Annotated in this window: 17 protein-coding genes, 1 tRNA gene and 1 pseudogene; 9 read left to right on the top strand and 10 right to left on the bottom strand. The window is 71.8% G+C overall.

Annotated elements, in window-relative coordinates:
• Window positions 1–46: 46 nt before the first annotated feature.
• Window positions 47–1,552: a M1 family metallopeptidase gene (locus tag ACIQAC_RS27715; protein WP_402195701.1), complete on the bottom strand. Its 1,506-nt coding sequence runs from the start codon at window positions 1,550–1,552 to the stop codon at window positions 47–49.
• Between the two features lie 7 nt (window positions 1,553–1,559).
• Here ACIQAC_RS27715 and ACIQAC_RS27710 point away from each other — a divergent pair, with 7 nt between their 5' ends.
• Complete coding sequence (locus tag ACIQAC_RS27710; protein WP_402195353.1) at window positions 1,560–2,060, top strand: hypothetical protein; 501 nt, start codon at window positions 1,560–1,562, stop codon at window positions 2,058–2,060.
• 256 nt (window positions 2,061–2,316) lie between these two features.
• Here ACIQAC_RS27710 and ACIQAC_RS27705 read toward each other — a convergent pair.
• Window positions 2,317–2,972 (bottom strand): annotated as a pseudogene (locus tag ACIQAC_RS27705) (pentapeptide repeat-containing protein).
• A 286-nt stretch (window positions 2,973–3,258) separates the two neighbouring features.
• Between ACIQAC_RS27705 and ACIQAC_RS27700 the strand changes: the two are divergent.
• The 3 genes from ACIQAC_RS27700 to ACIQAC_RS27690 all read left to right on the top strand — a co-directional run bounded on the left by ACIQAC_RS27700 (window position 3,259) and on the right by ACIQAC_RS27690 (window position 7,336).
• Window positions 3,259–4,440, top strand: coding sequence for an NAD(P)-binding protein (locus ACIQAC_RS27700; protein WP_402195350.1), 1,182 nt, complete (start codon window positions 3,259–3,261; stop codon window positions 4,438–4,440).
• A gap of 284 nt (window positions 4,441–4,724) precedes the next feature.
• Window positions 4,725–5,705: a zinc-binding dehydrogenase gene (locus ACIQAC_RS27695; protein ID WP_402195348.1), complete on the top strand. Its 981-nt coding sequence runs from the start codon at window positions 4,725–4,727 to the stop codon at window positions 5,703–5,705.
• Between the two features lie 116 nt (window positions 5,706–5,821).
• Complete coding sequence (locus tag ACIQAC_RS27690; RefSeq protein ID WP_402195345.1) at window positions 5,822–7,336, top strand: MFS transporter; 1,515 nt, start codon at window positions 5,822–5,824, stop codon at window positions 7,334–7,336.
• On the opposite strand, the gene ACIQAC_RS27685 is transcribed toward ACIQAC_RS27690, so the two are convergent.
• A complete protein-coding gene (locus ACIQAC_RS27685; RefSeq protein WP_402195342.1) occupies window positions 7,333–8,730 on the bottom strand; it encodes an NAD(P)/FAD-dependent oxidoreductase in 1,398 nt (465 codons plus the stop codon). The genes ACIQAC_RS27690 and ACIQAC_RS27685 overlap by 4 nt on opposite strands.
• 91 nt (window positions 8,731–8,821) lie before the next feature.
• Between ACIQAC_RS27685 and ACIQAC_RS27680 the strand changes: the two genes are divergently transcribed.
• Window positions 8,822–9,757 (top strand): aminoglycoside phosphotransferase family protein, encoded by a 936-nt coding sequence (locus tag ACIQAC_RS27680; RefSeq protein WP_402195340.1) that lies wholly within the window; start codon window positions 8,822–8,824, stop codon window positions 9,755–9,757.
• Between the two features lie 50 nt (window positions 9,758–9,807).
• On the opposite strand, the gene ACIQAC_RS27675 is transcribed toward ACIQAC_RS27680, so the two are convergent.
• Window positions 9,808–9,881, bottom strand: a tRNA-Thr gene (locus tag ACIQAC_RS27675).
• A gap of 211 nt (window positions 9,882–10,092) precedes the next feature.
• On the opposite strand from ACIQAC_RS27675, the gene ACIQAC_RS27670 reads away from it, so the two are divergent.
• The 3 genes from ACIQAC_RS27670 (at window position 10,093) to ACIQAC_RS27660 (ending at window position 12,888) form a co-directional block, all read left to right on the top strand.
• Window positions 10,093–11,181, top strand: a complete 1,089-nt coding sequence (locus tag ACIQAC_RS27670) for an ABC transporter ATP-binding protein (protein ID WP_402195338.1) — start codon at window positions 10,093–10,095, stop codon at window positions 11,179–11,181.
• A gap of 257 nt (window positions 11,182–11,438) precedes the next feature.
• Window positions 11,439–11,891 (top strand): hypothetical protein, encoded by a 453-nt coding sequence (locus ACIQAC_RS27665; RefSeq protein ID WP_402195699.1) that lies wholly within the window; start codon window positions 11,439–11,441, stop codon window positions 11,889–11,891.
• 265 nt (window positions 11,892–12,156) lie between these two features.
• Window positions 12,157–12,888 carry an NDP-sugar synthase gene (locus ACIQAC_RS27660; protein WP_402195335.1) on the top strand — a complete coding sequence of 244 codons (732 nt, stop codon included), beginning with the start codon at window positions 12,157–12,159 and terminating at the stop codon, window positions 12,886–12,888.
• Window positions 12,889–13,007: 119 nt separating this feature from the next.
• Here ACIQAC_RS27660 and ACIQAC_RS27655 read toward each other — a convergent pair whose 3' ends face one another.
• The 6 genes from ACIQAC_RS27655 to ACIQAC_RS27630 all read right to left on the bottom strand — a co-directional run bounded on the left by ACIQAC_RS27655 (window position 13,008) and on the right by ACIQAC_RS27630 (window position 19,454).
• Window positions 13,008–14,672 (bottom strand): DoxX family protein, encoded by a 1,665-nt coding sequence (locus tag ACIQAC_RS27655; protein ID WP_402195334.1) that lies wholly within the window; start codon window positions 14,670–14,672, stop codon window positions 13,008–13,010.
• Between the two features lie 117 nt (window positions 14,673–14,789).
• On the bottom strand, window positions 14,790–15,731 hold the full coding sequence (gene rlmB / locus ACIQAC_RS27650) for a 23S rRNA (guanosine(2251)-2'-O)-methyltransferase RlmB (protein ID WP_402195332.1): 942 nt from the start codon (window positions 15,729–15,731) through the stop codon (window positions 14,790–14,792).
• A gap of 104 nt (window positions 15,732–15,835) precedes the next feature.
• A complete protein-coding gene (gene cysS / locus ACIQAC_RS27645; protein WP_402195329.1) occupies window positions 15,836–17,236 on the bottom strand; it encodes a cysteine--tRNA ligase in 1,401 nt (466 codons plus the stop codon).
• 231 nt (window positions 17,237–17,467) lie between these two features.
• Window positions 17,468–17,965: a 2-C-methyl-D-erythritol 2,4-cyclodiphosphate synthase gene (ispF, locus tag ACIQAC_RS27640; protein WP_402195326.1), complete on the bottom strand. Its 498-nt coding sequence runs from the start codon at window positions 17,963–17,965 to the stop codon at window positions 17,468–17,470.
• Window positions 17,955–18,707, bottom strand: a complete 753-nt coding sequence (gene ispD / locus ACIQAC_RS27635) for a 2-C-methyl-D-erythritol 4-phosphate cytidylyltransferase (protein ID WP_402195324.1) — start codon at window positions 18,705–18,707, stop codon at window positions 17,955–17,957. The genes ispF and ispD overlap by 11 nt, the downstream gene beginning before the upstream one ends.
• A gap of 264 nt (window positions 18,708–18,971) precedes the next feature.
• The gene (locus ACIQAC_RS27630; protein WP_003953493.1) at window positions 18,972–19,454 is read right to left on the bottom strand and encodes a CarD family transcriptional regulator; all 483 of its coding nucleotides are present in this window, start codon (window positions 19,452–19,454) and stop codon (window positions 18,972–18,974) included.
• Window positions 19,455–20,103: 649 nt separating this feature from the next.
• Here ACIQAC_RS27630 and ACIQAC_RS27625 point away from each other — a divergent pair.
• Window positions 20,104–20,829: a DUF461 domain-containing protein gene (locus tag ACIQAC_RS27625; protein WP_402195322.1), complete on the top strand. Its 726-nt coding sequence runs from the start codon at window positions 20,104–20,106 to the stop codon at window positions 20,827–20,829.
• Window positions 20,830–20,880: the final 51 nt, after the last annotated feature.

Below are 20,880 nucleotides of genomic sequence, written 5' to 3'. Positions count from 1 at the left end.
CCACGACCGCTCAAGTCGCCTCCCCCCTCCCCCCTCCTCCCATCGCCTACGGGCGCTCCGGGCGGCCCCTCCCGTAGAGCCAGTCCTTCCAGATCCCGGCGAAGTCCCTGGCCAGCGCCCGCTGCTCGACGTACGTCATGAAGTCGCGGGTGTCCGCGTGCCCGTGGCGGTGGGCGGCCGGCCAGTCGGCGAGGAGGGCGCGGAACGCGCTGTCCCCCATGGTCCGGCGGATCTTGTGCAGGACCATCGCGCCACGGTCGTAGACGGGCCGGCCCGAGATGTGCGCGGCGTCGGGCGGGTCGCCGGGCGGGAAGGCCCAGACGGCCCTGTTCTCGTCGGCGTCGGCGTAGTAGCTGCCGGCGTAGAGCGCGTCGAAGGTCTCCTGGGCGGTGAGGCCGCCGTGCTCCTCCTCCCACAGCCACTCCGCGTAGGTCGCGAAGCCCTCGTTGAGCCACATGTCCCGCCAGGTCTTCGGCGTGACGGAGTCGCCGTACCACTGGTGAGCGATCTCGTGGACGAGCAGCCGGAGGGAGGGGGCGCCGGGGAAGACGGGCCGGTTCTGGGTCTCCAGGGCGTAGCCCAGACTGCCGAGCCGGTCGACGACGGCACCTGTGGAGGAGAAGGGGTACGGCCCGAACCGCTGCTGTGTCCAGGTCAGCACCTCGGGGATCCGCGCGAGCACGGCCTTGCTGTCCCGCGCCTCGGCGGGATCGACGGCGGTGTACACGGGCAGGCCGTCCGCCGTCGACGTACGGGTGATGTCGAACCGTCCGATCGCGACCGTCGCGAGATACGACGCCATGGGCTCGGCGGTGCGCCAGGTGAAGGTCGTACGGCCGTTGCCGGTCCGCTCGCCCGCCAACTCGCCGTTGGAGACGGCCCGCAGGCCCTTGGGCACGGTGACGGCGATGTCGTAGGTCGCCTTGTCGGAGGGGTGGTGGCTGCCGGGGAACCACGCCATGGAACCGACCGGCTGGCCGAGCGCGAGCGCGCCGTCCGGCGTGGGCAGCCAGCCCTCCTTGGAGCCGTCCGGGTCGGTGACGGTCACCGGTCTGCCGGAGTAGCGCACCGCCACCCGGAACACCGCGTCCCTGGCGAGGCCGCGCGGCGGGCTGACGATCAGTTCCTGCCCCTCGCGCCGCCAGCGGGCGTCGAGGCCGTCGACCTCGACCGCGTCGACGTGCATGCCCTTGAGGTCCAGGTCGAAGGCGGACAGATCCTTGGTCGCGCGGGCGGTGACGAGTGCCCGGCCGGTGAGGCGGCGGGCGGCGGGCTCGTAGCCGAGGTCGAGGGCGTAGTGCGTGACGTCGTAGCCGCCGTTGCCGGCCTTCGGGAAGTACGGGTCGCCGACGCCCGGGCCGCCGGGTGAGCCGGGGACACCGTCGGCCGTGGAGCAGGCGGAGAGGGAGAGGGCGAGCGCCAGGGTGAGGAGGAGGGGGGCGGCGGGGTGCCGAAGGTGGGGCTGGGGGTGGGGGCGCGGCCGGGGCGCCGGACCTGGGACAACAGGCGCGAATCGGGACACGTAAGCGATCCTATGCGGGCGTGACACCATCACCTGCGTGCTCGACATCGGCTATGCCCTCTCCTCGCGCTTTCCCGACCCGCCGCAGACCGACTACCGCCGTGCGGATGTGCGCGCGCTGCGGCACGACCTGTTCTGCGGGGACGTCTATCTCGCCGACACCAAGGCGGACCGGGAACTGTCCACAGCCTGGGGATGGGTGCCGGTCCTCGACTTCGCGTGGGCGCTGTGCGACATCGTCGAACGTATCGACCGGGATCCGACCGGGTCGCGCGCGGCCCGCCCCCAGCACGCGGAACTGGACTTCACCGAGTCCACGGACCGGATGTTCTTCGAGCGCCGCTTCGGCTGGGTGGACATCGACGCCGACTGGATGCCGGCCGACGAACGCCCCCTGAGCTTCTCCCACGCCGAACTCCGCCGCGAGGCCCGCGACTTCCTCCACGACCTCCTGGCCGACCTGACCGACATGCACGAGCCCCTGGCGGAAAACCCCGCCATCTGGACCCTCGAATCCCAATACCCCCGCCTCCCCTAACCCCGACAGGACCCCCCGCAGGGGCGCGGGCAACTACGCGACAACGAGCCCCCACGACCCTCAGGGGCGCGGGGAACTGCGCGACGAGCCCCCACGACCCGCAGCCAAAGCCGTACCAGCTCCCCCACCCCCTCAGGGGCGCGGGGAACTGCGCGATCAGCCCCAAACAACCCGCACACACCCAACAACCCTCACCCCCCTACAGGGGCGCGGGGAACTGCGCAAACCCCCCACTCACCCGCACCGCACGGTCACGTCACTCCCCACCCCCCACCACCCGAATCCCCATCTCCGCAGCAAACACCGCCGCCAACTCCACCAACTGCCCCGGATTGATCACAGCCCCCCGCAACCGATCCACCCCCCGAGCGATCTCCAGCGAAGCCACCCCCCGAAGATCCACGTCAGTGAATGTCGCCGCGCTGAAGTCCACCCCCTTCAGCGCACAGTCGACGAACTCCACCCTCTCCAACCGCGCCCCGCCAAAGTCCGGCTCAACCAGCACACACCCCTCGAACACCACGTCCTTCAACCGCGCGGTACGCAGATTCGCGTAATCGATCTTCCCGCCACGAATCACCACCCGCTCCAGCACGGCCCCGTGCAACTGCACCCCGCCCAGCCGCGCGTCCCGCACCTCCACGTCCCGCAGGGTCGACTCCGCGAGGTTCGTCCCGACGCCCCGCGGCGCGGAGATGACCGAGTCCAGGAAGCGCGCGTGACGCAGCCGCGTCCCGTCCAGCGCGCACCCCGTCAGCGCACAGTCCATGAACCGCGCCCCCGCCCCGTCCTCCCACCGAGGTCGGCGTCGAGGAACTCCACCCCGTCGTAGTCCCCGTCGGGCTCCAGCCCACCCCCCTCGTACGCCTCCAGATTCGGCAACCGCACCTCCGGCCGCCGCGCCTCCTTCACCCGCGCGGCCCGCGCACCCCCCGAACCACCGGCACCGCCGGAACCACCCGCACCCGCACCGCCCGCCGCACCCGCTCTACGTGCTCCACCCGCTCCACGTGCTCCGCCCGCTCCACGTGCTCCACCCACCGCTCGCCTCACCATGCCCCCCATCCTCCACCCCACCACTGACAACCCGTCCGACCTGCGAAAACACCCAATCCCCCACGCTCATGTCACATTCCGCGCCTCCCAGCAGTCGTATGGGCAAACGGCACCTGGTCCCGACCAGAGGGAGACACCAGCCATGCACCGCATCACCGTCATCGGCGGCGGCTTCGCCGGACTGACCGCCGCGATCGCCGCCGCCGAGGCGGGTGCCAAGGTCACCGTGCACGAGGCGCACCACACGCTCGGCGGACGGGCCCGTACCGCGGAGGGCCCCTACCGCACCAACGACGGCCCGCACGCCCTCTACAACGGCGGCCCGCACTGGACCTGGCTGCGACAGCGCGACCTGATCGGCCCGCTCGCCCCGCTCCCCCCGCTGGAGGCGGCCCGGCTGCGGCTGCGGCACCACGGCGCACTGCGCCGCACCCCACCCTTCGCGATGCTGAAGCTGCTGCGCCGCGCCGCCCGGCAGGCGCCCGTCGACGTCGACTTCCGCACCTGGGCCACCGAGCAGGCCGGCGAGGAGGGCGCGCGGGCCGCCGCGCACTACTCGGCCGTCGCGCTCTTCCACCACGACCCGGGCTCCCTGTCCGCCGCGTTCGTGCAGGAACGGCTGCGGCGCGCGACCAGGTTGCCGCCCGAGGCGCACTACCCGCGCGGCGGCTGGGCCAACACGATCGACCGGATGGCGGCCCGCGCCTGGAACCTCGGCGTGCGCGTGGAGACCCTGTCCCGCGCGGACACCCTGCCCACGGACACGCCGGTGATCGTGGCGACCACCCTCGACGCCGCCCGGCGCCTGCTCGGGGACGACTCGCTGGCGTGGCCGAGCGGCCGTACGGCCCTGATCGACGTAGCGGTACGGACCCGGCGCGGCGACGCGTTCGCCGTGTCGGACCTGGACGCGCCGGGCTGGCTGGAACGGTTCACCGCGCAGGACCGCACCCTCGCCCCGGCCGGCGAGCAGCTGATCCAGGGGCAGATCCCGATCGGCCCGCACGAGTCCCGGGCCGACGGCATCGCGCGTGCGGAGCAGTTGCTCGACCTGGGGTTCGAGGGCTGGCGGGAGCGGGTCACCTGGCGGCGCGAGTCGACCGCCAACGGCCGTACGGGCGCGGTGGATCCGCCCGGCACCGGCTGGCGGGACCGCCCGGCGATCGACCGGGGCGACGGTGTGTATCTGGTCGGGGACCAGGTGGCGGCGCCGGGTGTGCTGTCGGAGGTGTCCTTCACGAGCGCGCTCGCGGCGGTGTCGCTGGCGCTGGGCCGGCAGCCCCGTGACCTGGGCGGCGCGACGCTTGACCTCAAGCGAGCTTGAGGTTGGAAAGTGGGGGCCTCGGTGGAACAGGCCGCGCACCCGCGCACGTACCCGACCACCGCCACACAACTCCACGCCACGCGACGCCACTCCACACAACTCCACGCCACGCGACGCCACTCCAGCCAACTCCACGCCACGCCACACCGCGCGACGCCACTCCACACAACTCCACGCCACGCGACGCCACTCCAGCCAACTCCACGCCACGCCACACCGCGCGACGCCACTCCACGCCACGCAAAGGCGCGGCACGGCACGCCACCGCCCCAGGGGAGCCCACCATGCACGCCATCCGCCTGCACACCTTCGGTCCGGCCGAGAACCTCGTCCACGAGGAGGTCGAGGACCCGGCCCCGGGCCCCGGCCAGGTCCGTATCGCCGTGGCCGCCGCGGGTGTCCACCTCCTGGACACGGCCCTGCGCGAGGGCATGCGGGGCCCGCTGCCCGAGCCGCCCGCCCTGCCCACGATCCCCGGCCGGGAGGTCGCCGGCACGGTCGAGTCGCTCGGCGAGGGCGTGGCCGCGCTGTGGCTCGGCAAGCGCGTCGTCGCCCACCTCGGCTTCGCCCCCGGCGGATACGCCGAACTGGCCGTCACCGACGTCGACCGCGTCCACGAGATCCCGGAGAACCTCGACCCCGCCCAGGCCGTCGCCATGATCGGAACAGGGCGTACGGCGATGGGGATCCTCCAGTTCACCGAGCTGGGCCCGGACTCGGTGGCCGTCGTCCCCGCGGCGGCCGGCGGTATCGGCACCCTGCTCGTCCAGTACGCCAGGAACGCCGGCGCGACCGTCGTGGGCCTGGCCGGCGGCCCCGCGAAGGTCGCCCTGGTCGCGGCCAACGGCGCCGACCTCGCCGTCGACTACACGTCCCCGGACTGGCCCGGGAAGGTCCGCGCCCACCTGGGCGGCAGGCGGGCCACACACGTCTTCGACGGCGTCGGCGGAGAGGTCGCCCGCGAGTCCGTGGCCCTGCTCGGTCCCGGCGGTGTGCACCTGGTCTTCGGCTGGTCCGGCGACGGGCTGCACGACGGGCGGCCGTACCTGGTCGACGGCGTCTCCGAGGAGGTGCTCGGCCCGGTCATGATGCGGAAGGCGGGTGGCCCGAACCCCGTACGCACCCTCGAACTGCGGGCCCTGACCGAGGCCGCGGCCGGCCGGCTCGTCCCCGCCGTCCAGCGCTTCCCGCTCGCCGGGGCGGCCGCCGCCCACCGCGCCCTGGAGTCGCGCGCGACCGTCGGAAAGGTCGTCCTGGAACCATGACGGAACACCATGACGAAGACGGCACCGCGCCACGAGACGGCAAAAGCCCGGCACAGAACGCGGGCGGGCCCGCCGCACCGGATGCAGCGGGACCCCATCCGTGGTCTTCTGACGGGGTGAGTGTCACCCGAACAGGTGAGCCCGCCGCGGAAGCCGACCCCCGCCGCTGGTGGGGGCTGGTGGTCATCGCGCTCGCGCAGCTGATGGTGGTGCTGGACGCGACCATCGTGAACATCGCGCTCCCGTCCGCGCAGCAGGAACTGGGCATCTCCAACGGCAACCGCCAGTGGGTCATCACCGCCTACACGCTCGCCTTCGGCGGACTGCTGCTGCTCGGCGGCCGCGTCGCCGACCTGGTGGGCCGCAAACGCACCTTCGTCATCGGCCTGGTGGGCTTCGCCGCCGCCTCCGCGCTGGGCGGCGCGGCCACCAGCTCCGGCATGCTCTTCGGCGCGCGGGCCCTTCAGGGCGCCTTCGCGGCCGTCCTCGCCCCGTCCGCGCTCAGCCTGCTGACCACGACGTTCACCGACCCCAGAGAACGCGGCAAGGCGTTCGGTGTGTACGGCGCCCTCGCGGGCAGCGGTTCCGCGATCGGCTTCATCGTCGGCGGCCTGCTCACCGAGTACCTGGACTGGCGCTGGTGCCTGTACGTCAACGTGCCGATCGCGGTCGTCGCCGTGTTCGGCGCCGTGTCGCTGCTGCACGACCGCCGCGACACCACGGGCGCCCGTCTCGACGTACCCGGCGTGATCCTCGGCTGCGGCGGACTCGTCGCGATCGTCTACGGCTTCAGCGAGGCGGAGTCGCGCGGCTGGACGGACTCACTGGTCCTGGCCATGTTCGCGGGCGGGATCGTGCTGCTCGCCGCGTTCGTGTGGTGGCAGGCCCGGGCGCCGCGCCCGCTGCTGCCCCTGCACATCATCAAGGACCGCAACCGCGCCGGCTGCTTCCTCACGATGGGCCTCGCCACGATCGGCCTGTTCGGTCTGTTCCTCTTCCTGACCTACTACCTCCAGGGCATCCTCGGCTACTCGCCGGTGAAGACCGGCCTCGGCTTCCTGCCCCTGACCGTGGCCATCATCATCGGCTCGACCCAGATCTCGGCCCGCCTCCTCCAACACGTGCCGCCGCGCGCCCTGATGGTCCCGGGCATGCTCCTCGCGTCCGGCGGCATGCTCCTGCTGACCCGCATCACGGTCGAGTCGGAGTACGCCTCGGAGGTCCTCCCCGCCCTGATCATGCTGGGCCTCGGCATGGGTCTCACCTTCATGCCGGTCTTCGCCACCGCCACCGCGGGCATCGCCCCGCAGGACTCGGGCGTCACCTCGGCGACCGTCAACACCTCCCAGCAGGTGGGCGGTTCGATCGGCACGGCCCTGCTCAACACGATCGCCACCACCAGCACCACGACCTACGTCGCCGCGCACCTCACCAACCCCGCCGACCGCGCCCGCGTCATCGCCGAGGGCACGGTCCACGGCTACACGGTCGCCATCTGGTGGGCCACCGGCATCATGCTCCTCGCCGCCCTGGCCGCCGGCCTCATGGTCACAGCCAAGGCCCCCAAACACCTGACCCCGTCGACCACCCCGACCCCGGAACCGGCCTCCCGGCGGAACGTGACGCCCTAGCCCCGCCCCGCGATCCGGTCCGCCACCCGGGCCAGGCGGGACGATGCCGCCGTCGGTGTGGTGAACTCGTGGCGGTCGGCCGCCCCGTACGTCGCGTACATGCCCTGGACGCCCAGCCAGCGCAGTGGTTCCGGTTCCCACTTGCGGACCTTGTGGCCGACCCACGGGAGGGTCGTCAGGTCGGTGGGGCCGGACTGGCCGGAGTCCTGCTGGACGAGGTCGCGCAGGGTGCGGGCGGCGAGGTTGGCCGTGGCGACGCCCGAGCCGACGTAGCCGCCCGCCCAGCCGAGGCCGGTGGCGCGGTCGAGGGTCACCGTGGCGCACCAGTCGCGGGGCACGCCGAGCACTCCCGACCAGGCGTGCTCGATCCGGACGCGGGCCAGTGTCGGGAACATCCGGACCAGGATCGCCCGCAGCGCCTCGACCGTCGCGGCCTGTGTGCGGCCGTCGTTGTCGGTGCGCGAGCCGAAGCGGTACGGCACTCCCCGGCCGCCCAGCGCGATCCGCCCGTCGGCCGTGCGCTGGGCGTACATGTAGGCGTGCGCCATGTCGCCGAGCGCCTCCCCGGCGGACCAGCCGACCGCCGCCCACTGTTCCGCGGAGAGCGGCTCGGTCGCGATCATCGAGGAGTTCATCGGCAGCCAGGTCCGCTTCTGGCCCTTCAGCGACGCGGTGAAACCCTCGGTGCAGCGCAGCACATAGGACGCTCGGACCGTGCCGTACGGCGTCACCGCGTGCTTCGGGCGGATCTCCGTCACCGGTGTCGACTCGTGGATGGTGACGCCGAGTTCCTCGACGACCCGCGCCAGCCCGGTCACCAGCTTCACCGGCTGGATGCGGGCGCCGTGCGGGGTCCACGAGGAGCCCACGGCGTCGATCACCCGGATCCGCTCGGCGGTCTCCCGGGCGCCGTACAGCTCACGGTCCTTCTCGCCGTACGACGTCTCCAGCGCGTGGAAGGCCTTCAGCCGCGCCAACTGGGCCGGTGTACACGCCACTTCGAGCACCCCGCCCTTGTGGACATCCGCCTCGACGCCCTCGTCCGCGGCGACCCGGACGACCTCGTCGACGGTGTCGTTCATGGCCCGCTGGAGCCGTACGGCGGCCTCGTGGCCGTGCAGCTTCGCATACCGGTCGCGGCCCGCGATGCCGTTGTAGAGCCAGCCGCCGTTGCGCCCGGAGGCGCCGTAGCCGCAGAACTTCTGTTCGAGCACGGTGATACGGAGGAAGGGGGCCGCCTTCTTCAGGTAGTACGCCGTCCACAGCCCCGTGTAGCCGCCGCCGACGATCACGACGTCGGCGGAGGCGTCGCCGGCGAGGGGCTCCCGCGGAGCCGGGAAGCCCTCCTGCGCGAACCAGAAGGAGACGCCACCGTTCACGACATTGCTGTCCATGCCGGGGACGGTAACCCGTCGATACGGCCCCTGTCTCCTTCGGATTTCGTTGTTCCGCCCCGCGCCGACCGACGATCTCCCCCCTCCGGAAATGGGGGTGAGCCGGTGGGCATACGTCCGTAGGGTCCCGTATGTGATCCACGACCCCGTCCATGTCCCCGAGGAACTGGCCACGTCCCAGGCGGCCGCCCACGGGGAGCGCGGCCGCGCCTTCGCCGCCGCGCTCCCCGCCCTCGCCGCCCGCTTCCTGGACCGCTGGGAGCTACGGCTCGACGGTCCCTCGATGTACGGCATGTGCGCCCTGGTCCTCCCGGTCCTGCGCACGGACGGCACCGGCGCCGCCGTACTGAAGCTCCAGCTGCCCGACGAGGAGACCCGGGGCGAACCGGCCGCCCTGCGCGCGTGGGACGGCGACGGGGCCGTACGGCTCCTCGACCACGACCCGGCCACCGGCACCCTGCTCCTCGAACGCCTCGACCCGGCCCGCACGCTCTCCCACGTCCCCGACACCCGTACGGCCGTCGTTGCCATCGCCCGTCTGCTGGCCCACCTCACCGCGACCGCCGCCCCGCCCGGCATGCGCCGCCTCGCGGACATCGCCGCGGCGATGCTGGAACGCACCCCGCGGGCCCTGCGCCACGTCCCCGACCCCGGCACCCGCCGCCTCCTGGCCGACTGCGCCGCCGCCGTACGGGAGGTCGCCGACGAGCCCGGCGACCGGCTCCTGCACTGGGACCTGCACTACGACAACGTCCTCGCCGCCGACCGCGCCCCCTGGCTCGCCATCGACCCCAAACCCCTCGCGGGCGACCCCGGTTTCGACCTCTTCCCGGCCCTCACCAACCGCTTCGACCCCGAGGACACCCACTGGCGCTTCGACGCCATGACCGACGTCCTGGCCCTGGACCGCGCACGTGCCCACGCCTGGACCCTCGCCCGCGTCCTCCAGAACAGCCTGTGGCACATCGAGGACGAGGAGCCCCCGGACGAGACCCACCTGGAGATCGCCCGCCGCCTACAGCCATAAGACACAACAAAAGCCCAGCCCGGACACTGTCCGGGCTGGGCTTAGAAAAGAGCCCCCTGTCGGATTCGAACCGACGACCTACGCATTACAAGTGCGTTGCTCTGGCCATCTGAGCTAAGGAGGCCTGCACGCGCGTGACGCACGTGCCCGTGCAGTGTACCCAGCTCCCGACCTGGCACTGTCGAAAATTTCCGCGAAGTTCACAGGCCCCGGACTACTGACAGAACAGGTGAACGGGAGGTACCGTCCTGAGCCAGTCCACGCGTTGTGGACTACACCACCTTCCTACAACGGATCGTCCGGCACGTTCCTGCCGGTAGAAGGGGGCCTTCACCATGGCCACTGTTTCGTTCGACAAGGCGACCCGGATCTACCCGGGTTCCGAGAAGCCCGCCGTGGACGCGCTCGAGATCGAGATCGAGGACGGCGAGTTCCTCGTTCTGGTCGGCCCGTCCGGCTGCGGCAAGTCCACCTCGCTCCGGATGCTCGCGGGGCTCGAGGACGTCAACGCCGGCACCATTCGCATCGGCGAGCGCGACGTCACGCACCTCCCGCCGAAGGACCGGGACATCGCCATGGTGTTCCAGAACTACGCGCTGTACCCGCACATGTCGGTCGCCGACAACATGGGCTTCGCGCTCAAGATCGCCGGCATCAACAAGGCGGAGATCCGGCAGAAGGTCGAGGAGGCCGCGAAGATCCTCGACCTGACCGAGTACCTGGACCGCAAGCCGAAGGCGCTCTCCGGCGGTCAGCGCCAGCGTGTGGCCATGGGCCGCGCCATCGTGCGTGAGCCCCAGGTGTTCCTCATGGACGAGCCGCTGTCCAACCTCGACGCCAAGCTCCGTGTGTCGACCCGTACGCAGATCGCCTCGCTCCAGCGCCGCCTGGGCATCACGACCGTGTACGTCACCCACGACCAGGTCGAGGCCATGACGATGGGCGACCGCGTCGCCGTCCTCAAGGACGGTCTGCTCCAGCAGGTCGACACCCCGCGCAACATGTACGACCGCCCGGCCAACCTCTTCGTCGCCGGCTTCATCGGCTCCCCGGCCATGAACCTGGTCGAGGTCCCGATCGCCGACGGCGGTGTGAAGTTCGGCAAGTCCGTGGTGCCGGTGGACCGCGACGCGCTCTCCGCCACCACCGACAAGACCGTCACGGTCGGCGTCCGCCCGGAGCACTTCGACGTGGCGGGCCCCGAGTCCGAGCAGGGCCTCGCGGTCACCGTGAACGTGGTCGAGGAGCTCGGCGCCGACGCCTACGTCTACGGCACCGCCCAGGTCGGCGACGACTCCAAGGACCTCGTGGTCCGCGTCAGCGGCCGTGACGTCCCGGAGAAGGGCAGCCAGCTGAGCGTCGTACCGCGCTCCGGCGAGACCCACGTCTTCTCCACGTCGACGGGCGCGCGTCTCTCCGACTGACCCGCAAGGCTGAAACCTCCGGAGACGCACAACAACCGCAGCTCAGCGCCGCGGGTTGACGTCAAGGGCCCCACAGTTCCCCTGTGGGGCCCTTTTCATTCGCTCTTGTTGTCGACAAATACCCCGGCACAACGGGCATTTCGAGCAGCGTGCGTCAACTCCGTACCCAAAAAGAGGCGCCACTTCATCCCCCGAACCGGTGACTAAATGTCGCCAAATCATTACCGGGCGCTACCCTCACTCGCGTGAAGCACTCCGTGAAGCACTCCACCACTCAGCAGCCGCCACGCGGCCGTGGCCCCGCCCGCCGGGTCGGCCGCTCGCTCGCTCTCGTCCTGCCCGTCGTCCTGGTGCTCTCCGGGACCCTGGCGGTCACCCGGGTCAGCTGGTCGGGAAACCCCACCGGCCCGGTCCTCACCGCCGCGGACAGCGCCGTGTCCGACTCCAAGCCCGCCGCCCCGCCGGCACCCCACGAGGTGCTGCGTGACCGGCTGCTGGCCGAGTTGCAGGAGGAGGACCCGGCGGTCGCCCTGACCCACCTCCAGGAGGCGGTCAACGGCCGTCCGTCGCTCGCCAGGCACTGCGTCTCGATCGCCCGCGCCCTCGGCCGCGCCGCGGTCCAGATCTACGGCCCGACGCGCGCCCAGTCCTTCGCCCGCCCGGTCTGCGACACCGCCTACGCCACCGGAGTCGCCGCCGCCCACAGCTGACCCGTACGGCGCCGGGACGGACGTGACCCCACGCCCGCGCGGCGCCGGACGGACGCATCCCCCACCCATCACCGCACCCACCCGCACCAGCAGCACGCCACCCGGGCCCCCGCCCCGGGCACGGCACACCCGACGCGGCACAACAGCCCGTCGCGCAGTACACGGCAGGTCCGTCGCCGTGCGGCCATTCCGACGCCGTACGGCCATCTCGTCGTGCCGTAATCCGTCCTGCGGGCCTCCCGCGGGCGCCACGTACAGTTCGGGCATGACTGCTCCGAACGTCGCCTCCCGCCCCGTCCAGGCCGTTGTGCTGGCCGGCGGCCAGGGCTCCCGGCTGCGCCCGTACACCGACGACCGGCCCAAGCCGATGGTCGAGATCCCCGGGACGGGGACGCCGATCATAGGTCACCAGCTCGCGTGGCTCGCCGAAGAGGGCGTCACCGACGTGGTCGTCAGCTGTGGCCATCTCGCCGAGGTGCTCCAGCAGTGGCTGGAGAGCGCCGACCTGCCGGTCCGGGTCACCACGGCGGTGGAGACCGAGCCGCTCGGCCGCGGCGGCGGTCTGAAGTTCGCGGCCTCGCACCTGCCGCACCCGGACCAGCCCTGGTACGCCACCAACGGCGACATCTGGACCCGGTTCTCGCTGCGCGACATGGCGGACTTCCACACCGAGCGGGACGCCGCCGCGACGGTCGCGCTGGCCCGTCCGCGGATCCCGTGGGGCGCGGTGCAGACGGACGGCTTCGGACACATCACGGACTTCATCGAGTCCCCGCCGACGACGTACGAGATCAACGCGGGGGTCTACGTCTTCTCCCCCGAGTTCGCCGGGATGCTCCCGGAGCGCGGGGACCACGAGCGGACCACGTTCCCGCGGCTGGCGCGTGAGCTGCGGCTGGCCGGGTTCCCGATCCCGCAGGGCGCGTACTGGCGGGCCATTGACACGGCGAAGGACCTCACCGAGGCCGCCAAGGAGCTCGCGGCGATCAGACGCTGACCGCACCCGGGCGTCCCCGCACAACACAGCCCCGCACACCGTCGAGGTGCGCGGGGCTGTCGTATGCCGTGTTGGTCAGCCGGTGGGCCGCTCGCCGAGAATGCCGCCCACCGGCCCATCTACCCCAACAGGCCGCCCACCAGCCCGGGTTGCCCGGACGAGGAGGAGCCGCCGCCGCTGCCGCCGCCCGGGTTGCCCGCGCCGCCGGTCGGGGAACCGCCGGAGGTGGGACCGGTCGTGGTGCTGGGGGCCTGCTGTTCGGGTGCGGTCTGCTGGGGCGGGGCCTGGCCGCCGGTGCCCTGCGTCTGGCTGGGGGCGCCGCCGGTCTCGGTACCGGTGTCGCGGGTCGCGCCCGGCGTCGCGGCGGCGCTGGGCGCGGCCGACGTGGCTCCCTGTGTGGGGGCGGTGGAGGCCGACGGGGTGTTGCTCGCCTCGCGCTTGCCGGACCGCTCGGGGAGCGGGGTGCCGGGCAGTTCGTTGCGCGGGGCCTCTCCGGGGCCGGGCACGACCACCCGGTCCGCGTCGCGGACGGCGCCGCCGAGCAGGGAGCCGACGAGCAGGGTGAGCCCGGCGACGACGGCCGTGACGAGGGCACCGCGCCGCAGTACGTACCGGCGCAGGTCCCAGAGTTCGGCGCGCGGTCCGAGGCGTCGCCAGGCGCTGCCCGCGAGGCGGCCGTCGATGGAGTAGACGGGCGCGCCGGCGATGATCAGCGGCGACCAGGCGGCGAGATAGATGATGTCCGGGGTGTCGTAGGCGGGGACGCTCTTCCAGCTGACCGTGACGAGCAGCGCCGCGGAGAGCAGTGCTCCGACGCACGCGGCCACCCGCTGCCAGCAGCCCAGGACCGTGAGGACACCCACGATGACCTGGAGGAAGGCGATCACCAGGCCGGCCCCGACGGGGTGCTCCAGGGCGAACTGGCGCAGGGGCTCGGCGACTTGCCAGGGGTGCAGGGTGTTGAGCCACTTCACCATGGAGCCGCGCTCGCCGCCGTCGAAGTAGACGGGGTCGCAGAGCTTGCCCATGCCGGCGTAGATGGAGATGAAACCGAGGAAGATGCGCAGCGGGAGCAGGACGACGCCGAGGTTCATCCGGCGGCCCGGGTAGTACGCGTGCCGGGCGGGGTCGTCGCCGTGCCGCTTGGAGCGGTTGCCGTCCGCGGATCCGGTGTCGGAGTCGTCGTCGAACTCGTCGCCCTCGTAGCGGAGTTCGTCGTCCGCGCTGCCCACCGTCCGCATGTGGGGCAGGAGTCGGGTGCCGTCGCCGCCGTCGTGGGTGCGCTGGGCACCGACCACGGGCGTCTCGACGGTCTGGTCGAGGTCGTCGTAACCGTCGTACTCGGCGTAGTCGTTGCCGTCGTAGCCGGCGGGGGCGTCGACGCGCGGGATGACCTGGGTCGCGCCGGCGTCGGCGAGGGGTTCGTCGGGGTGGCGGACGCCCGCGGTGCGCACGGCCTGGAGCAGGCGGTGGGCGCCGGTGTCGTCGGGGGCCGAGCGGCCGCTCCAGACGACGGGGCGGCGCCGGGCCGCGGCACCGGCGTCCGCTCTGCCCGCCGTGCCGACGGCCGGGACGCGGGCCGTGTCCGCGCCGCTCAACTGGCCTGCCACGCGCGGCGACTGCGCGCGCGAGGAGGCGCCCAGCTGCACGCGGAAGCTCGCATGATTGACGATGACCTGCGCCGGATCGCTCGGCACCTTCACCATGCTCAGCGCGGGAGCGTCGTCGAAACCCGACGAGCGGTCCCCCGTGGGTGTGCGGGGTGTTCTGGTGTCCACACTCATCTAACCGAGTGACGTGTGTTTAGGACACTGCTTTGACTGGGCGGATCTGTCCGGACTCCGTCAAGGTTGCCCTCCTCACCCCGTTTGACCCGCAAGGGTGAGGAGGGGCACGTCTGTTCAGGCCCGGCGCCGTGCCGCCTCGTACAGCACGATGCCCGTCGCCACACCCGCGTTGAGCGACTCCGTGCCGCCCGGCATCGGGATCCGTACCCGGTAGTCGCACGTCTCGCCGACCAGCCGGGACAGGCCCTTGCCCTCGCTGCCCACGACGATGACGACCGGGCCGCCGAGCGCCGCGAGGTCGCCGATCTCGGCCTCGCCGTCGGCCGCGAGCCCGACGACGGCGATGCCGGCCTTCTTGTAGGCCTCCAGCACCCGCGTCAGGTTGGTCGCGCGGGCGACGGGCGTACGGGCCGCGGCGCCGGCGGACGTCTTCCAGGCACCGGCGGTCATCCCGGCCGCGCGCCGCTCGGGCACCACCACACCGTGGCCGCCGAACGCGGAGACGGACCGTACGACGGCACCGAGGTTGCGCGGGTCGGTCACCCCGTCGAGGGCGACGATCAGCGGGTCCTCACCTGCGTCGGCGGCGGCGTCGGCGAGGTCCTCGGGGTGCGCGTACTCGTACGGCGGGACCTGGAGGACCAGGCCCTGGTGGTTGAGCCCGTTGGTCATCCGGTCGAGCTCGGGGCGCGGCGCCTCCATGAGGTTGATGCCGCCGCGCTGGGCGACGAGCTGGAGCGCCTCGCGCACCCGCTCGTCGTTGTCGATGAACTGCTGGACGTAGAGCGTGGACGCGGGCACGCCCTCGCGCAGCGCCTCGACGACCGGGTTGCGGCCGACGACCAGCTCGGAGGTGCCCTTGCCGCCGCGCCCGCGCACGGTGGGCCGGCGTACCGCCTGCTTCGCCTTGGCGTTGGCGACCCGGTTCTTCTTGTGTCCCTTGCGCATCTCGGCGGGCGGGGTCGGGCCCTTGCCCTCGAGGCCCCGGCGTCGCTGGCCGCCACTGCCGACCTGCGCGCCCTTCTTGCCGGACATGCGGCGGTTGTTCGCGGCCATGACCTACCTGTCTGTGAGTTCGATGAGTTCGTCGGTGAGTGGAATACGTACGTCTATGCAGTGTGCCGCCCGCGTGTGCGAGCGGCACATCGGTGGGGGTCCGCTCAGCGCGGGCCGAGGGTCCAGCGCGGACCCTGCGGACTGTCCTCGATGGCGAGACCGGACTGGTTCAGCTGGTCGCGGATGGCGTCGGCGGTGGCCCAGTCCTTGCGGCCGCGCGCCGCCTCACGCTGGTCGAGCACCAGACGTACGAGGCTGTCGACGACTCCGTGGAGGTCCTCGCCGCGCTCACCGCCGCCGGACCACTGCTCGTCCAGCGGGTCCAGGCCGAGGACGCCGAGCATCGCCCGGACCTCGGAGAGACGGGCGACCGCGCTCTCCTTGTCGTCGGCGGCCAGGGCGCTGTTGCCCTGCCGGACGGTGTTGTGCACGACGGCGAGGGCCTGCGGCACACCCAGGTCGTCGTCCATCGCCTCGGCGAAGGCGGGCGGCACCTCGGCGGCGGGCTCGACGGCCCCGCCGGCCAGCTCCACCACCCGCTGCACAAAGCCCTCGATCCGCGCGAACGCGGACTCGGCCTCGCGCAGGGCCTCCTCGCTGTACTCGATCGTCGAGCGGTAGTGCGGGGTGCCCAGGTAGTAGCGGAGCACGATGGGGCGCCATGCCTTGACCATCTCGGAGACCAGCACCGAGTTGCCGAGCGACTTGGACATCTTCTCGCCGCTCATGGTGACCCAGGCGTTGTGCACCCAGTACCGCGCGAACTCGTCGCCGTAGCCGCGGGCCTGGGCGATCTCGTTCTCGTGGTGCGGGAAGATCAGGTCGATGCCGCCGCCGTGGATGTCGAAGACGCTGCCCAGGTACTTGTGGGCCATCGCCGAACACTCCAGGTGCCAGCCCGGCCGGCCACGCCCCCAGGGCGTCTCCCAGCTGGGCTCGCCGGGCTTGGCGGCCTTCCACATCGCGAAGTCGCGCAGGTCCCGCTTGCCGGTCTCGCCGTCCTCCGCGGGCTGGCGCAGATCGTCCAGGTCCTGCCGGGACAGCGACAGGTATCCGGGGAGGGACCGTACGTCGAAGTAGACGTTGCCCTCGGACTCGTAGGCGTGACCGCGCTCGATGAGGCCCTGCATCATCTCGACCATCTCGGTGATGTGGCCGGTGGCACGGGGTTCGTTCGTGGGCGGCAGGCAGCCGAGGGCGCGGTAGCCGTCGTTGAACGCGCGCTCGTTCTCGTAGCCGATGGACCACCAGGGGCGGTTCTGCTCGGCCGCCTTCCTGATGATCTTGTCGTCGATGTCCGTGACGTTGCGGATGAACGTCACCTCGTAGCCGCGGTGGGCGAACCAGCGGCGCAGGATGTCGAAGTTCAGCCCCGAGCGGATGTGGCCGATGTGCGGGGCCGCCTGGACCGTGGCACCACACAGGTAGATCGAGACACAGCCCGGTGTGATCGGGGCGAAGTCACGAATCTGCCGGGCGCTGGTGTCGTACAGGCGAATGGTCACCACTCCAGGGTAGTGGGCGCGGCGGTGTGCCTTGTGCGGATGCCGCCAAGGCCATCTGTTCGTGACGTTTCGCCGTCCGGCGGGGGCGCGCTGTGCCGGCCGGCGGGTGCGGGTCTCGGCGTGGCCGGTCGCGCAGTTCTCCGCGCCCCTGAAGGCACCTGCACGTGACGTCCTGCTTTTAAGGGGCGCGGGGAACTGCGCGACCAGCCCACCACTCACCCGCAGGTGTACTCAGGTGAGCCGGATCACGAGGGCTGTTGCTATTGCCATCAGGCCCTCTTCGCGGCCGGGGAAGCCGAGACCGTCCGTGGTGGCGCCGGAGACCGAGACCGGCGCCCCGGCGGCCTCCGACAACACCTTCTGCGCCTCCTCGCGGCGCTTGCCGATCTTCGGGCGGGGACCGACGACCTGCACGGCGACGTTCCCGATACGGAACCCCGCGTCCCGGACGATCCGCGCCGCCTCCGCGAGCAGCGCCACGCCGGACGCGCCGGCCCACTCGGGCCGCCCGGTACCGAAGTGCTGCCCGAGGTCACCGAGCCCGGCGGCGGAGAACAGCGCGTTGCACGCGGCGTGCGCGACGACGTCCGCGTCGGAGTGCCCGGCGAGACCGGGCCCCTCGCCCTCCCACTTCAGGCCGGCGCACCACAGCTCGCGGCCGTCCTCGAAGGCGTGGATGTCGGTGCCGATGCCGACCTGCGGCAGGGGCGGGGCCGGCTCAGTAGCCATCGTTCAGCCTCCGGCGGGCGAGGACGGCCTCGGCGAGGACCAGGTCCAGCGGGCGGGTGACCTTGAAGGCCTCCTCGTGGCCGGGTACGACCACCACGGTGAGACCCAGCTGCTCGATCATGCCGGCGTCGTCCGTGACGCTGCCGGTCACCGTCTCGTGGGCGCGGACCAGGGCGTCCCGGTCGAAGCCCTGCGGCGTCTGCACGGCACGCAGCCGCGCCCGCTCGGGCGTCGCGACCACCGGCTCGGGCTCGCCGGGGGCCTGCGCGGGCACGACCTCCTTGACGGTGTCGGCGAGCGGCAGGGCGGGGACGACGGCGGGCGCTCCGGCGCGGACGGCCTCGACGACGGCGTCCACGGTGTCCACGGGAACCAGGGGGCGGGCGGCGTCGTGCACCAGCACCACGTCGTAGCCGGGCGGCAGCGCGTCGAGGCCGAGCTTCACGGAGTCCTGGCGGGAGTCGCCGCCGGGGACGACGAGGAAGTCGGTGCGGTCGGGCAGCGCGTGCGCGTCGAGCAGCGACTTGACCTCGGCGGCTCCCTCGGGCGGGGCGACGACGACCACGAGGGCGACATGACGCGAGGCGGCCATCGCGCGGACGGCGTGGATCAGCATCGGGGTCCCACCCAGCGCGCGGAGCGCCTTGGGGGCGCCCGGACCGAGACGTACGCCCCGTCCGGCGGCCGGAATGACCGCGGCGGTACGGACTCCTGCGGGCGAAGGGCGCGAAAGGTCAGACATCGGTTCCTGTCAGGTTTGTGTGCTCGGCCTACTTGGGTATGGCCACATCGTGCCGGGCGCGAAGCCTTGACCGGACCCTTCCGTGACCCTGGTCGAGGCAGTTGCCCGGGCCCGGCACGCACAGTACCGAGTACCGGGGGGCGTTTCCTCGGCAGTGGCGTACCCGTCCGGGTACGAACATGCCGCAGCGCCCGGCGACAGCAAAGACGTCATCGGGCACCGCGGCATTTTGGTGTGCGGGGCTGACCGGGCTCCGCGCCCTCGTCAGGAGGCGAGAACCTCGTCGAGCAGCGCCTCGGCCTTGTCCTCGTTGGTGTTCTCCGCAAGAGCGAGCTCGCTCACCAGGATCTGGCGGGCCTTGGCGAGCATGCGCTTCTCACCGGCGGAGAGTCCACGCTCACGCTCACGACGCCACAGGTCACGCACGACTTCCGCGACCTTGATGACATCGCCGGAGGCGAGCTTCTCCAGGTTTGCCTTGTATCGACGGGACCAGTTCGTGGGCTCCTCGGCATACGGCGCGCGCAGCACCTCGAAGACCCGGTCCAGCCCGTCCTGACCGACCACATCACGTACGCCGACGAACTCCGCATTGTCCGCTGGCACACGTACCGTCAGGTCACCCTGGGCGACCTTCAGCACCAAGTAGGTCTTGTCCACGCCTTTGATCTGGCGAGTTTCGATAGCCTCGATCAGCGCGGCCCCGTGATGGGGATAGACCACGGTGTCGCCAACCTTGAACGTCATGTGACAGGTACCCCTTCCGTGGCTATCCAGAGTAACACGGAAACGGCGGGTTCTGAATGGCGTTTTCGCAGGTCAGGGCATATCTCGGGGCTTGACAACAGCGACAGGAACGTGCTTCGCCCAACCCCCGGAACAAGGTATTCGCAGGTCGGAGCGGCTCTCCGGGGCGAGAGAAACGCGTACGTTACACACGTCGGACACCCCTGCCAAGTGGACGAACGTCCCCATATGTCCGCTTCCAAGTGCTCGACGCTCGCTACTCCGTTCGGTGCGCGAGTCGGGGGCTCGGAGAATCCGGAATTGATCACGGGGTCCCCGACAAGACGCATCGTGATCAATTTCCGGCCGGTCGTGCATTCCTTCACGGAAAATTCGCGGCCGGGCCGCTCCGCTATGTACGGCGGTATGCCCGGCGCACTTATGTGAATGACGGACGAGTGCGGTGCCAAAGTGACTCGTGGGTCACTTGGGGCGGCCGCGCGCCACGCCGTACACCGATCGCGTACGGCCTGCTGAGCGACCCGGCCGGGTTGGGGGAGGGTCGGGTGCGGCGGCGCGGGAACGGCTCGGTAACCTAAGGCCGCTGACTGATCCTTAGGGCGGCTTTACAAGGAAAGCCGCCCCTGCGTTCCAAGGAGTTGCCGCCGCCGTGAGCAGCAGCCTTCGACGCGGCGCCCTCGCCGCTTCCGCCATCGCGTTCTCGATCGCCTCGCTCGCCGCCTGCGGCGCCGGCAACAACTCGCAGACCCTGGAGATCAAGCCGGACAACGCGGCGACCAGCGTCGGCGACATCAAGATCCAGAACGCCATCGTCATCACCCAGCCCGACACCGACGCCGCCGGTCCGGCCGCCGTCTCCGCCACCCTGTTCAACACGGGCGACCGGGCGCAGACGCTGGACTCGATCGCCGTGGACGGCATCGGGGACGCCGCGATCACGCCCGCCGGGGGCAAGGGCAAGCTGACCGTCCCGGCCGGCGGGTCCGTGATCCTCGGCGGCAAGGACAACGCCTCCGCGGTGCTCTCGGACGGGGAGCCGCTGACCGACGGTGACGCCCAGAAGGTCACCTTCACCTTCAGCACCACCGGTGACGTGAGCCTCCAGGCCTTCGTCGTGCCGGCCGACAGCTTCTTCACCTCCTGGGGCCCGAGCGAGGTTCCGGCGGCGCCGGGCGCCTCCGGCGAGCCGTCGGGCGAGTCCTCGGAGGGCTCCTCGGACGAGCCGTCGACCGGTGAGTCGGACGGGGCCACGGGTGAGCCCGCCGACGGCACCACGGGCTCGCCGAACACCGAGGAGTCCGGCAGCACCGGCACGCCGACCGACGCCGCGTCCGGCTCGGCGACGGCCACGGACACGGGTGCCGACGGCAGCTGAACGACCGTAGAGCCGTGGACCGTAGACCGTAGACCCGTGATGACACGCGCG

Origin of the sequence: Streptomyces sp. NPDC088387, assembly GCF_044753385.1 — a bacterium.
In the GTDB taxonomy this organism is placed as follows: Bacteria; Actinomycetota; Actinomycetes; order Streptomycetales; family Streptomycetaceae; genus Streptomyces.
Note: the sequence above shows the minus strand (reverse complement) of the source record. Positions and strands in the feature narration are given on the sequence as shown.